The sequence below is a fragment of the Brevibacterium sp. UCMA 11752 genome (genome assembly GCF_021532235.1).
In the GTDB taxonomy this organism is placed as follows: domain Bacteria; phylum Actinomycetota; class Actinomycetes; order Actinomycetales; family Brevibacteriaceae; genus Brevibacterium; species Brevibacterium antiquum.
This window is the reverse complement of sequence record NZ_JACBOS010000003.1, coordinates 3,166,052-3,178,883: the sequence shown is the minus strand read 5'-3', so window position 1 is coordinate 3,178,883 and position 12,832 is coordinate 3,166,052. Positions and strand designations below refer to the sequence as shown.

The window sequence follows — 12,832 nt, the reverse complement described above, 5'->3', positions numbered from 1 at the left end:
GAGCGCAGATGACTCAGGAACAGCACTCACGAACCGACAACTCCGTCGAGCTCAATGAACTCTCACCGGGTGAGAGGGCCCCTGGGTTGTCCAAGCAGGCGGTGCGCATTCGCTGGACTGGGTTCCTGCTCGGGCTCATCCTGTCGACCCTCGTCTATGCGATCATGCCCGACGGGGTCGAGCACGGCGCGAAGCTGACAGCTGCTGTCGCCGTGTTGATGGCTGTGTGGTGGATGACCGAGGCGCTGCCGATCGCGGCTACCTCTCTGCTGCCGCTCGTGGCCTTTCCCGTCTTCGGCACCGAGGTCGAGATGGACACCGTCGGTGCGTCCTACGGCAACCCGATCATCTTCCTGTTCCTCGGTGGATTCCTCATCGCCCTGGCCATGCAACGATGGAACCTGCACCGGCGAATCGCCCTCATCACGCTGTCCGTCATGGGCAACAAGCCGGGACCGATGATCGCCGGGTTCATGATCGCCACCGGCTTCGTCTCCATGTGGGTATCGAACACGGCGACGGCGGTGATGATGCTGCCCATCGGAATCTCCGTCCTGATGATCGTGAGCAAGGTCATCGGAGGAGCCGTCACCGACGCTTCGGGCACCGACGCCGCGGACTCGGACGACAGTCAGGACGACACCGGGCTCGACGCAGTGGTGAAGTCCAACTTCGGCACAGCACTCATGCTGGGCATCGCCTATTCGGCATCAATCGGGTCCCTCGGCACCATTATCGGCACACCGCCGAACCTCTTCCTCGTCGGCTACCTCAAGGACAACCACGACATCTCCATCGGCTTCGGCCAGTGGATGCTCGTCGGGGTCCCTCTAGCGGTCGTGATGATGGTCATCGCCTGGTTCCTTCTGGTCAAAGTGTTGTTCAAGCCTGAGATCGATGAGATCCCCGGCGGTCGGGAACTCATCCGTGAGGAATTGCAGAAGCTCGGTCCGATGTCGACCGGGGAAAAGCTGGTGCTGGGCATGTTCGTCCTCGCCGCAGTCAGCTGGATCTCCCTGCCGCTGATCTTCGAGGAGCCACCGATCAGCGATGAGGGCATCGCGATGGTCATCGGTCTCCTCCTCTTCCTCATTCCCGGCGGAGCCAATCGCGGAGTCCGCCTCCTCGACTGGGACACTGCCGAGAAGCTGCCCTGGGGTGTGCTCCTCCTCTTCGGCGGTGGTTTGGCCCTGTCCGGGCAGTTCTCCTCCTCGGGACTGACTGAGTGGATCGGCAAGTCCACGAGCGGATTGGGAGTCCTGCCCACAGTCTTCGTCGTTGCGATCTTCGCCTTGATCATCCTGTTCCTCACGGAGCTGACCTCGAATACCGCGACCGCGGCCACCTTCGTTCCCGTCGTCGGCGGGGTGGCGCTGGGACTTGACCTCGATCCGTTGCTGCTGACGATTCCGGTGGCTCTGGCCGCGACATGCGCATTCATGCTTCCCGTTGCGACACCGCCGAACGCCGTGGCCTACGGTTCGGGATATGTGACGGTGGCGCAGATGGTCAAAGGCGGACTGTGGCTCAATGTCATCGGAATCGTCCTCATCACGGTCACGGTGTATGTCTTGGCCGTACCAGTATTCAACATCGTGCTCTGAACGACGAGAAATCTTGGCAGACTGGTGGCATGACTCAACTCTTCTCACCCATGACAATGCGCGGAACTGAGATCGCCAACCGCATCTGGCTCGCCCCGATGTGCCAGTACTCCTGCGAGTCCGAAGATGGGATGCCCAGCACCTGGCATCTCGTTCACCTGGGCGCGCGTGCCCAGGGCGGGTTCGGGCTCATCCTCACCGAGGCCTCTGCTGTCCTCCCCGAGGGACGAATCTCACCTCAAGATGCCGGCATCTGGAATGACGATCAGGCAGAAGCCTGGTCCTCGATCACCGATTTCGTCCATTCGCAGGGCAGTCGCATCGGTGTGCAGCTGGCACACGCGGGCCGCAAGGCCAGCACCTACCGTCCTTTCGAGGGCAACCCTCGGGGCAGCGTCCCCGAATCCGAGGGCGGTTGGCCCACCCTCGGTGCCAGCGCCATCGCCTATCCCGGATACGACGCGCCGCAGGAGATGACGAAGGACGACATCGCCGAGGTGGTCGATGCCTTCGCCGCGGCCGCTGTCCGAGCCATCCATGCCGGGTTCGACCTCGTCGAACTCCACGCCGCCCACGGCTACCTGCTCCATTCGTTCCTGTCTCCGCTGTCGAATGAACGCAGCGATGAGTACGGCGGCGACCTCGCCGGACGTTCGCGAATGCTGACCGAGACCTACCAGGCCGTGCGCGCGGCCGTGGGCGAGGAGGTGCCCGTATTCGTCCGTCTCTCTGCCAGCGAATGGCGTGAAGGCGGCTTCGACATCGCCGAGGCCGTCGTGGTCTCCCGTGACCTCAAGGAACGCGGTGTCGACCTCATCGATGTCTCCTCCGGAGGCAACTTCCCGGTCAAGGTTCCCGTCGGCCCCGGATACCAGGTGCCGCTGTCGGCGGCGATCCGCGCAGAAGGTGTGAGAACAGGCAGCGTCGGCCTCATCACCGATCCTGGACAGGCGGAGACGATCCTAGCCTCGGAACAGGCCGACGCGATCTTCCTGGCCCGGGCGGCACTGCGCGAACCGGCCTGGCCGCAGCGAGCAGCCCACGATCTCGGAGTCGAACCGGGACCGTATCCACCGCAGTACACAAGAGGAGCATGGTGAACCGACAATGACGAACACTATCGAAACCGAACACGTCGTCATCCGCAGCATCGCAGTGTCCGAGATGGCGAACAACGTCTACCTGATCACGGCCAAGGAATCAGGGTCCCAGGTCCTCATCGACGCAGCCGACGATGCTGAGGCGATCAAGGATCTCATCGCCTCGGGGACCGAGGACACCTCGGCAGATCCTGAGCTGCACGCGATCATCACCACACACCAGCACTGGGATCATATTCGGGCTCTTCCGGCCACCTCGGCGGAGTTCCCCGATGCGATGACGATCGCAGGCAGCGATGATGCGGAGGCGATCACAGCGGCTGAGGGCGTAGAGATCACGCGAACGGTCGACCACCTCGACGTCGGAGACTTCGGCGGCTTCGTCCTGCAGGCGATCGTCCTCCGCGGTCACACGCCGGGATCGATCGCCCTGCTGCTGCGCGACGGGGGAGAGACGATCCTCTTCTCAGGAGATTCGCTGTTCCCCGGTGGACCCGGCAAGACCTGGAGCACAGAGGACTTCACCTCCCTGATGGACGATCTGGAGGAGCGGGTCTTCGACCAGCTGCCCGATGAGACGAAGGTGCTGCCCGGACATGGTGATTCCACGACGCTGGGCGAAGAACGCCCGAAGCTGAGCGAATGGCGCGAACGCGGCTGGTGATCAGCTGGGCAGGGCGGCGAAGCCGATGCCTGCCCAGATGATGGCAGTCACAAGTGCGGCGATGATACCGAAATTCCACGAAGTTGTGATGGTGCGTTCGCCGCGAGGGTTCGCCAGCTCCTCGTCGCTGAGGCCGGAGTAGCGGTCGAGCACGGTATCGACAGCGGGATTCGGATTGTCCATCAGCCTGCGGATGCCGTGTTCGTCCTTCTCCATCTTCTTACCCCTGCCGGCCAAGGGCCACGACGAGTAGACCTTCTCATGGGTGCGCACCCCGAGTCCGAAGTGGATGTCGAACCCGTCGACGAGGTTCCACGGGATGTGTGTGGACTGCATGGGATTGATCAGTGCGATCTCCTTGTGCCTGAGCTCGACGCGAGGAAACCGGTAGAGGGCGTAGACGACGGTGATGATGGCGACCGGGATTCCCGCCACGGCCAGGCCTCGTATTGTGAAGTCTCCGACGATGATTGAGCCCAAGCCGATCACGCAGAGCCCCGCGATGACGATGAAGAGCACTGTGGAGCTCGTCGTCCGCACGATCGTCGGTTGATTGTTCCCTGAATTGCGATCCATCTCACTGTTCACCACCTGAACATCCTATCCACTGAGACTGCAGGTTGCGTGCATGTTTCCTTGGTCTCGAAACAGTAACGATTGTGAAATATGCTCAGCATGTGGACTCTGTCACAGTGTCGCGTGAATTAACTTTGAGGAATTCCATGTGAAAAACATGAACGCGGTCACACTCCCGACCAGGGAGTGATCGAGCGCATCACGCCCCGGATTGTGGGCGTGGCTACACGGGCGAAACAGCCTCATGACAACAAGGAGAGAACGTGAATAAGCGCTTCCTCGCGGCCGGAGCCTCAGTTGCCGCAGCAGCAATGGTGCTCACTGCGTGCACACCCCCCGGCGGCGGAGACGATGAGAAGTCGTCAGAGAAATCAAGCATCAACATCGGATGGAACGAATCCTTCCGGTCGATGAACACATTGACGGCCAACGGCAACGCCACATCGAACGCCATTCTCACCTACATGATGAATGACAACTTCGGATACTACGACGGTGAACTCGAGGTCCAAGACGGATCTCTGGGCAAGGTCGAGCAAGTCTCAGAAGACCCGCTGAAGGTCAAGTACACCTTCAACGACGATGCCAAATGGTCCGATGGCACTCCGGTCGATGCGGCCGACTTGGCTCTGACCTGGGCCGGCACCTCGGCCAACTTCAACACCGTCGAGCAGAACAACGCTGACGACGGTTCGGTCAAGGAAAACGACGCGAAGACGGTCTACTTCGACTCGTCCACTGCCGGTTCGGCACTGGTCAAGGACTTCCCGGAGATCTCGGAAGACGGTAAGGAGATTACTCTCTCCTACTCCAAGCCCTATGCCGACTGGCAGACCGAATTCGGCACAGGTGCCGACGGCGTCGGACTCCCTGCTCATATCGTGGCCAAGAAGGCCCTGGGCGTCGACGATCCCGAAAAGGGCAAGCAGGCGATCCTCAAGGCGATCAAGGACAAGGACACCAAGAAGCTGTCCAAGATCTCGAATACTTGGAACACGGGCTTCGACTTCACCTCGATGCCCAAGGACAAGGATCTCCTCGTCCACAACGGTCCGTACAAGATGACTGACTTCAAAGAGGGCCAGTACGTCACTCTCGAACTCGATGACAAATACACGGGACCGATCAAGCCGAAGGTCGACACCGTCACGGTTCGCTACAACGGCGACCCGATGGCCATGATCCAGGCGATCGAAAACGGCGAAGTCGACATGACCCAGCCACAGGCCACGGCCGACGTCCTCTCCGCTGCTGAAGACCTTGACGGTGTGAGCGTCGATGCGGCCGACGGCGCAACCTACGAGCACGTCGACTTCACCTTCGACAACAAGGGTCCCTTCGACCCAGAGGCCCATGGCGGCGATAAGGAGAAGGCGAAGAAGGTTCGTCAGGCGTTCCTCAAGACCGTTCCTCGTAAGGACATCGTCGACAAGATCATCAAGCCGCTCAACGACAAGGCCGTCACCCGCGATTCATACTCGCAGGTTCCCGGCTCGCCGATGTACGACGCGATCACCAAGGAGAACGGTGTTGCCGACGCCACCGACGTCGACATCGCCGCAGCCAAGAAGCTTCTCAAAGAGGCCGGCGCCGATGCACCCAAGGTCCGCGTGATGTACGACAACACGAACTCGCGTCGTCAGCAGGAGTTCCAGCTCATCAAGGAATCGGCTGAGAAGGCCGGCTTCAAGATCGAAGACGTCGGAGACGTCAACTGGGGCACCCGCCTCGGCGACGGCACCTACGATGTCTCGCTGTTCGGCTGGCAGTCGGAAGGTACCGGAGTCACCGAGAACGATGCGAACTTCCGCACCGGCGCGCAGAACAACTACGGCGGCTACTCGAGCAAGAAGATGGACAAGATCCTCGACAAGCTGCTCGTGTCCAAGGAAGACGAGCAGGAGAAGCTGCTCGTCGACATGGAGAAGCAGCTGAGCGAGGACGCCTTCGGCGCACCGATTTTCCAGTTCCCTGAGTTGACGATCTACCGTGACAAGGTCAAGAACGTGAAGTCCACGGCCGTGTCACCGACCATGTTCTGGAACTACTGGGAGTGGGAGACCAACTGATCCGCGACTGACGCGGTCGGTTCTCCTTCACCCCCAGCTGCTGTGGGGATCACTCTGTGATCCCCACAGCGGCGTTTTCGGAAGATTGAAACGGACACCACCCAATGACAAGATTCATCCTCAGACGACTCCTCTCGACAGCACTCGTGCTCCTGGTCGTGACCTTCGTCCTCTACCTCCTGCTCAACGTCGCCCTCGACTTCTTCTGGGACCTGCGTTCGAGCACATCTCCCAATATCGAGTCACTCTACGAGTCCCGTCGCCGACTGCTTGACCTCGACACTCCTGCGATCGTGCGCTACTTCAAGTGGCTGGCTGGCGTGGGCGGCTGTGTGGTCGGGCAATGCGATTTCGGCATCGCCTGGAAGTCCGGCCAAGAGGTCACCTCTCAGCTGCAGGGAGCGATCGTCAATACGGTCAAGCTCATCACCGCTTCGACAATTGTGGCCATCGTGCTCGGCATCGCTGTCGGCATGGTCTCGGCGATTCGCCAGTACTCGGGCTTCGACTACTTCATCACCTTCGTCTCGTTCCTCCTGTACTCGCTGCCTGTGTTCTGGGTTGCGGTTCTGCTCAAGCAGTACGGCGCGATCGAGATCAACAACTTCATCAACGATCCGACGCTGAGCAGCTGGGTGCCGATCATCCTCGTCTGCGTTGCGCTGGGACTGTTCTGGATGGGTGCCTTGGGAGGCAGCCGCAGACGCAGACTCATCACCTTCCTCGCAGCCACGGTCATCACCTTCGTGACGATCTACTACATCCTTGCCAGCGGTTGGCTGCAGCAGCCGAGCATCGGCATCGTGGGAGTCGTCGTCATCGGCCTCGGTGCAGCTGTGGTCATGACCTTCCTGTCGACAGGTCTGAAGAACAAGCGAGTGCTCTATGCATCGTTGGCGATGGCTGTCATCGGGGCTCTGCTGTATATGCCGCTGCAATACCTCTTCTACTACCAGGAGATGAACTGGCTGTGGATGTTCGGACTCCTGATCGTGACGATCGGTGTGGCCGTCGGCGTGGGTCTGGCGTTCCGCGGACCCGATCCCTGGGACACGGTGCGCACCACCTTCTTCACCGGTGTCATCATCGCTGTGCTCATCTTTGCCGACCGTGTGCTGCAGGGTTGGGGCGACTACTCCGACCAGCCTGCGATCAACAATCGACCGATCGCGACGATCGGCGCATCGACGCCGAACCTCGAGGGTGACTTCTGGATAGCGAACCTGGACACGTTCACCCACCTCCTCCTGCCGTCGATCGCACTGATCCTCATCTCCTTTGCTTCGTACACCCGCTACACACGCGGTTCGATGCTCGAGGTCATGGGTCAGGACTACATCCGCACGGCACGGGCCAAGGGGCTCAACGAACGAACTGTCGTCATGCGCCATGCACTGCGCAATGCTCTGCTGCCGTTGGCATCGATCATCCCCGTCGACATCATCACGATGATCGGCGGTGCCGTGATCACTGAGACGATCTTCGGCTGGAACGGCATGGGCAAACTCTTCATCGATTCGATGAGACAGTCCGAACTCGATCCGATCATGGCCTACATCCTCATCACGGGCCTGCTCGCCATCATCGCCAACCTCGTCGCGGACTTCCTCTACGCAGTCCTCGACCCCAGAATCCGAGTGAACGCATGAGTACCAACAACGACAACGAAAATGCTCTCGCGCCCGACGACGTCGGGGACAACGCGATCGAAGCCAAGGAAACCGAAGGTCTGTCCCAGGGCAAGATCGTCTTCCGGAAATTCCTCCGCCACAAGGGCGCGATGATCAGCATCGGCGTATTCGCATTCGTCGCCCTCTTCGCCTTCTCATCGGTGGGCTTCGGCCCGGTGCCAGGCTGGTGGATCTTCAACCACACAGCTTCGGGACCGGTCGTCAATCCGGGAGGCGCGCCCACGTGGTCGTTCTCGAACTTCTTCTCCTTGGGCCAACACCCCTTCGGACAGGACGAAATCGGTCGCGACAATTTCGCGCGTGTGATGAAGGGGACGCAGATCTCCATCATCGTCATGGTCATCATCGGCCTGGTCTGCCTTGTCATCGGCACGATCGTGGGTGCAGTCGCCGGTTACTACCGCGGATGGATCGACTCCCTGCTGATGCGCATCACAGACGGCTTCATCATCCTGCCCGTCATCGTCATCGGTTCGATCCTCGGCAAGATGGTCGGCGGCGCGAACGGACCGCTGCTGGGCTTGGCCCTCGGCGCAATTCTATGGACGGGCCTGGCACGACTGGTGCGCGGTGACTTCATGTCATTGCGTGAACGAGAGTTCGTGGACTCGGCTCGTGTGGCCGGAGCCAGCGACTTCCGTATCATGTTCAAACACATGCTGCCCAATGCCATGGGCGTCATCATCGTCAACACAACGCTGGTGATGAGCCAGGCGATCGTGCTCGAAGCGGCACTCAGCTACCTCGGCTTCGGCATCCAATCACCTGGAATCTCGTTGGGCCAGCTCATCAGCGAATACCAGACCTCCTTCGCCACACGTCCGTGGCTGTTCTGGTGGCCCGGTCTGTTCATCATCGTCATTGCTCTGTGCGTGAACTTCATCGGCGACGGTCTGCGCGACGCGTTCGACCCGCGGATGAAGACCATTCCCAGCTGGAGGAAGATGAAGAAGGCCGAGCGCATGACCCAGAAGAAGGTCGCGAACACGACGCAGAAAGAGGAGGCGAAGTGATGACTGAACAGACAAGCACAGCCAAATCACCGGTCCTCGATGTCAAAGACCTGGGAGTGAACTTCTGGGTCAACGACGAATGGTGGATGGCCGCTGAGGAACTCAACTACACGGTCAACGCCGGTGAAGTGCTCGCAATCGTCGGAGAATCCGGGTCCGGCAAATCGCAGTCGAGCATGTCACTGCTCGGCCTGCTGCCCAGCAACGGACGGGCCACCGGCTCGGCCAAGATGGGCGGCACCGAACTCATCGGCATGCCGCCGGAGAAGATGCAGCAGATCCGAGGAAACGAGATCTCCGTCATCTTCCAAGAGCCCATGACGGCGCTCAACCCGGTCTACACGGCAGGTTTCCAGATCGTGGAGACACTGCGTGTGCACCTGGACGTGGGCCCCACTGAGGCCAAGGAGCGCGCTCTCGAACTGATGCGTCTCGTCGAGATCCCGGACCCGGAGGAGCGTTTCCACTCGTTCCCGCACCAGCTCTCGGGCGGACAGCGCCAGCGCATCATGATCGCTCAGGCTCTGGCGTGCCAGCCCAAGCTGCTCATCGCCGATGAGCCGACCACGGCACTGGACGTCACGGTCCAGGCTGAGATCCTCAAACTCATGCGTGAGCTGAAGTCGAAGCTCGACGCCGGCATCATCCTCATCACCCACGACATGGGTGTGGTCGCCGATATGGCCGACCGCATGATTGTGATGAAGGCGGGTCGCGTCGTCGAATCTGGCAATGCGGAAGAGATCTTCTACAATCCGCAGCACCCGTACACGAGACAGCTCCTCGAAGCCGTGCCTCACCTTGGCACAGCCATTGAGGGAGAAGCTTTCGGGGCCGATCTCGCCAACGTCGAGGACTCGACGGTCGTGCACGAGAGGGAAGCCTCCCACGGCACCGCCGATGACGTCACGGCGGGCAGCAACGATGACGGGGCTCACCCGCCGAATGCGACTCTCAGTCCCATGGTGACCGAGGGCGGAGCAGACCGAGTCTCGGGTCTGGCCGAGGCCGCGGAGGCGGCCGGACAGCCCGAGCAGGACCACGACGACATCGAGATGGACTCGACGGAGACGTACTACCATCCGGGATCTCAGGCTGACTTCTCGCAGCCCTCCGCACTGCAGCTGCGCGATGCCGCGATCGAGTATCCGGCGATCGGACGGAAGAAGGCGTTCCGTGCCGCCCATCACATCAACCTGATGGTCGCTCCTGGAGAGGTCGTGGGACTGGTCGGAGAATCCGGGTCGGGCAAGACCACTATCGGTCGTGCCGCATTGGGTCTTCTGCCCACTGTCGAAGGCGATATGGTCGTCAACGGCACGAGCATCAAGGGCCTGAGCAACAAGCAGCTGCGACCGCTGCGCAAGGAAGTCGGGATCGTGTTCCAGGATCCCGGTTCCTCGCTCAACCCACGCCTGCCAGTGGGCGAGTCCATCGGCGAACCTCTGTATCTGCACGAGGGGATGAAGGGACCGGCGCTGAGCAAGAGCGTCGAAGAGCTGCTCACCGCGGTGGAGCTGCCGACATCGATGCGCAACCGCTATCCGCACGAACTCTCGGGCGGTCAGCGACAGCGGATCGGCATCGCCCGAGCACTGACGCTGCGGCCGAAGCTGCTCATCGCCGATGAGCCGACTTCGGCACTCGACGTCTCGGTCCAGGCGAAGGTCCTCGACCTGTTCGAGGGGCTGCAGCAGGAGTACGGATTCGCCTGCCTGTTCATCAGCCACGACCTGGCCGTCATCGAACGCATCGCCTCGCGTATCGCAGTGATGCGTCACGGTTACCTCGTGGAGATCGGGAAGAGCTCGCAGGTCGTCGCCAACCCCGTCCATCCCTACACCCAGCGGCTGCTGTCCGCGGTGCCGGTCCCGGATCCGCGCGAACAGCGCAAGCGTCGTGAAGCCAGGGACGCTGTCCTAGAAGCCACGGCCAACGCCTGATCTCCGGTCAGCACAGCGGCCAGCGCGACCACTCGGTGGTCGCAGCGGACGGGTCGGATTCGCTTTCGAGCGGATACTCACTCGACACTGCGGCCACCGAATGCATTCACATTCGGATTCCTCTCAGCCGTTTTTGAACACCACCTGTCATTTCCGGTAAGTGTGTGGCCGTATAATGGTCTGTTGGGTCCGCACCGGACCAATCTCTCTAGCTCATAAGGTTCTTGATGACTGAAGCCATCACGCGTCGGGAAAACCGTCGCAACGTCGCAATCGTCGCCCACGTCGACCACGGCAAGACCACTCTGGTCGACGCCATGCTTCGCCAGACAGGTGTGTTCAGCGAACACGGTGATTTTGCTGAACGCGTCATGGACTCCGGCGACCTCGAACGCGAGAAGGGCATCACCATTCTCGCGAAGAACACCTCGGTTCTCTACAACGGACCCTCAGCCGGTGACGATCCCATCGTCATCAACGTCATCGACACGCCGGGTCACGCTGACTTCGGGGGAGAGGTCGAACGCGGCCTATCCATGGTCGACGGAGTCGTCCTCCTTGTTGACGCATCCGAGGGCCCTCTGCCCCAGACCCGCTTCGTGCTGCGTAAGGCGCTGGCCGCGAAGCTGCCGGTCATCCTCCTGATCAACAAGACCGACCGTGCCGATGCTCGCATCGACGGAGTCGTCGAAGAGGCCCAGGACCTGCTCCTCGGTCTCGCCTCCGACCTTGCGGATGAAGTCCCCGATCTCGACGTCGACTCGGTGCTCGACGTGCCCACAGTCTTCGCCGCCGCCAAGGTCGGCGCCGCTTCGCTCGAACAGCCTGCCGATGGTGAGGCCCCGTCCAATCCGGACCTGGAGCCGCTGTTCAAGACGATCCTCGAGACCATTCCGGCTCCGGAGATCAACGATGACGACATCCTTCAGGCACACGTCACCAACCTCGACGCTTCGCCGTTCCTGGGCCGTCTTGCTCTGCTGCGCATCTTCGGCGGCACCCTGCGCAAGGGCCAGCAGGTCGCCTGGGCTCGTGGCGATGACATCAGCTCGGTCAAGATCACCGAACTCCTGGAGACCCAGGGCCTGGATCGGGTGCCGGCCACCGAGGCGTCTGCCGGCGACATCGTCGCAGTGGCAGGCATCCCCGACATCATGATCGGTGACACGCTCACCGACTTGAACAACCCGAAGCCCCTGCCTGCGATCACCATCGACGATCCCGCGATCTCGATGACCGTCGGCATCAACACCTCGCCGCTGGCGGGTCGCGAAAAGGGCACCAAGGTCACCGCGCGCATGGTCAAGGACCGCCTCGACCAGGAACTCGTCGGCAACGTGTCCCTCAAGGTCCTTCCCACTGAGCGTCCCGACGCCTGGGAAGTCCAGGGACGTGGCGAGCTCGCGCTGGCCATCCTCGTCGAGCAGATGCGTCGTGAGGGCTTCGAGCTCACCGTCGGCAAGCCGCAGGTCGTCACCAAGAAGGTAGACGGCAAGGTCCACGAGCCCTTCGAAGAGCTCCAGATCGACGTTCCTGAGGACTACCTCGGCGCCGTCACTCAGCTCCTGGCCAGCCGCAAGGGTGTCATGTCGACCATGACCAACCACGGCACCGGCTGGGTCCGGATGGAATTCACCGTCCCCGCACGTGGCCTCATCGGATTCCGCACCCGGTTCCTCACCGAGACCCGCGGAACCGGCATCGCGAACTCCTTCTCAGCCGGATACGGCCCCTGGGCCGGCAACATCGAGTTCCGGACCAACGGATCCCTCGTCGCCGACCGTCCCGGCTCTGTGACACCGTACGCGATGATCAACCTGCAGGAACGCGGCAGCTTCTTCGTTCAGCCCACCTCTGAGGTCTACACCGGCCAGATCGTCGGCGAGAACTCTCGCGCCGATGACATGGACGTCAACATCACGAAGGAGAAGAAGCTGACGAACATGCGTTCAGCCTCGGCGGACTCCTTCGAAAACCTCGTTCCGCCCCGCAGACTGACACTCGAGGAAAGCCTCGAATTCGCCCGTGAGGACGAATGCGTCGAGGTCACGCCGGGTACAGTGCGCATCCGCAAGCTGGAACTCGACCCGAAGGAACGCGCGAAGACCTACGCCAAGATGCGTAAACAGAACGCGTGAGTTCGAACAGCACAGTATGACCTCGAGCGCTCAG

9 protein-coding genes are annotated in these 12,832 nt (G+C 61.4%); 8 read left to right on the top strand and 1 reads right to left on the bottom strand.

Going from position 1 to position 12,832, the window contains the following annotated elements; translation table 11 throughout:
• Window positions 1-8 precede the first annotated feature (8 nt).
• The 3 genes from HU144_RS14195 to HU144_RS14185 are packed head-to-tail and all read left to right on the top strand — an operon-like array spanning window position 9 to window position 3,368.
• Complete coding sequence (locus HU144_RS14195) at window positions 9-1,604, top strand: SLC13 family permease (RefSeq protein ID WP_235351860.1); 1,596 nt, start codon at window positions 9-11, stop codon at window positions 1,602-1,604.
• A gap of 29 nt (window positions 1,605-1,633) precedes the next feature.
• Window positions 1,634-2,704 carry an NADH:flavin oxidoreductase/NADH oxidase gene (locus HU144_RS14190; protein ID WP_235351859.1) on the top strand — a complete coding sequence of 357 codons (1,071 nt, stop codon included), beginning with the start codon at window positions 1,634-1,636 and terminating at the stop codon, window positions 2,702-2,704.
• 7 nt (window positions 2,705-2,711) lie between these two features.
• Window positions 2,712-3,368, top strand: a complete 657-nt coding sequence (locus HU144_RS14185; protein WP_235351858.1) for an MBL fold metallo-hydrolase — start codon at window positions 2,712-2,714, stop codon at window positions 3,366-3,368.
• On the opposite strand, the gene HU144_RS14180 is transcribed toward HU144_RS14185, so the two are convergent.
• Window positions 3,369-3,959 carry a hypothetical protein gene (locus tag HU144_RS14180; RefSeq protein ID WP_235351857.1) on the bottom strand — a complete coding sequence of 197 codons (591 nt, stop codon included), beginning with the start codon at window positions 3,957-3,959 and terminating at the stop codon, window positions 3,369-3,371.
• Between the two features lie 248 nt (window positions 3,960-4,207).
• On the opposite strand from HU144_RS14180, the gene HU144_RS14175 reads away from it, so the two are divergent.
• The 5 genes from HU144_RS14175 to typA all read left to right on the top strand — a co-directional run bounded on the left by HU144_RS14175 (window position 4,208) and on the right by typA (window position 12,798).
• On the top strand, window positions 4,208-6,013 hold the full coding sequence (locus HU144_RS14175) for an ABC transporter family substrate-binding protein (RefSeq protein ID WP_235351856.1): 1,806 nt from the start codon (window positions 4,208-4,210) through the stop codon (window positions 6,011-6,013).
• A gap of 104 nt (window positions 6,014-6,117) precedes the next feature.
• Window positions 6,118-7,662, top strand: a complete 1,545-nt coding sequence (locus HU144_RS14170; RefSeq protein ID WP_198395452.1) for an ABC transporter permease — start codon at window positions 6,118-6,120, stop codon at window positions 7,660-7,662.
• Window positions 7,659-8,717 carry an ABC transporter permease gene (locus HU144_RS14165; RefSeq protein ID WP_198395453.1) on the top strand — a complete coding sequence of 353 codons (1,059 nt, stop codon included), beginning with the start codon at window positions 7,659-7,661 and terminating at the stop codon, window positions 8,715-8,717. Before HU144_RS14170 ends, HU144_RS14165 begins: the two co-directional genes overlap by 4 nt.
• The gene (locus HU144_RS14160) at window positions 8,717-10,660 is read left to right on the top strand and encodes an ABC transporter ATP-binding protein (RefSeq protein ID WP_235351855.1); all 1,944 of its coding nucleotides are present in this window, start codon (window positions 8,717-8,719) and stop codon (window positions 10,658-10,660) included. The genes HU144_RS14165 and HU144_RS14160 overlap by 1 nt, the downstream gene beginning before the upstream one ends.
• 227 nt (window positions 10,661-10,887) lie before the next feature.
• The gene (gene typA / locus HU144_RS14155; protein ID WP_235351854.1) at window positions 10,888-12,798 is read left to right on the top strand and encodes a translational GTPase TypA; all 1,911 of its coding nucleotides are present in this window, start codon (window positions 10,888-10,890) and stop codon (window positions 12,796-12,798) included.
• Window positions 12,799-12,832: the final 34 nt, after the last annotated feature.

Bases quoted from the DNA above. Each gene is read 5' to 3' on its own strand.
- HU144_RS14170 (WP_198395452.1), top strand. From the start codon at position 6,118: ATGACAAGATTCATCCTCAGACGACTCCTCTCGACAGCACTCGTGCTC.
- HU144_RS14185 (WP_235351858.1), top strand. From the start codon at position 2,712: ATGACGAACACTATCGAAACCGAACACGTCGTCATCCGCAGCATCGCA.
- HU144_RS14195 (WP_235351860.1), top strand. From the start codon at position 9: ATGACTCAGGAACAGCACTCACGAACCGACAACTCCGTCGAGCTCAAT.
- HU144_RS14165 (WP_198395453.1), top strand. From the start codon at position 7,659: ATGAGTACCAACAACGACAACGAAAATGCTCTCGCGCCCGACGACGTC.
- HU144_RS14190 (WP_235351859.1), top strand. From the start codon at position 1,634: ATGACTCAACTCTTCTCACCCATGACAATGCGCGGAACTGAGATCGCC.
- HU144_RS14160 (WP_235351855.1), top strand. From the start codon at position 8,717: ATGACTGAACAGACAAGCACAGCCAAATCACCGGTCCTCGATGTCAAA.
- typA (WP_235351854.1), top strand. From the start codon at position 10,888: ATGACTGAAGCCATCACGCGTCGGGAAAACCGTCGCAACGTCGCAATC.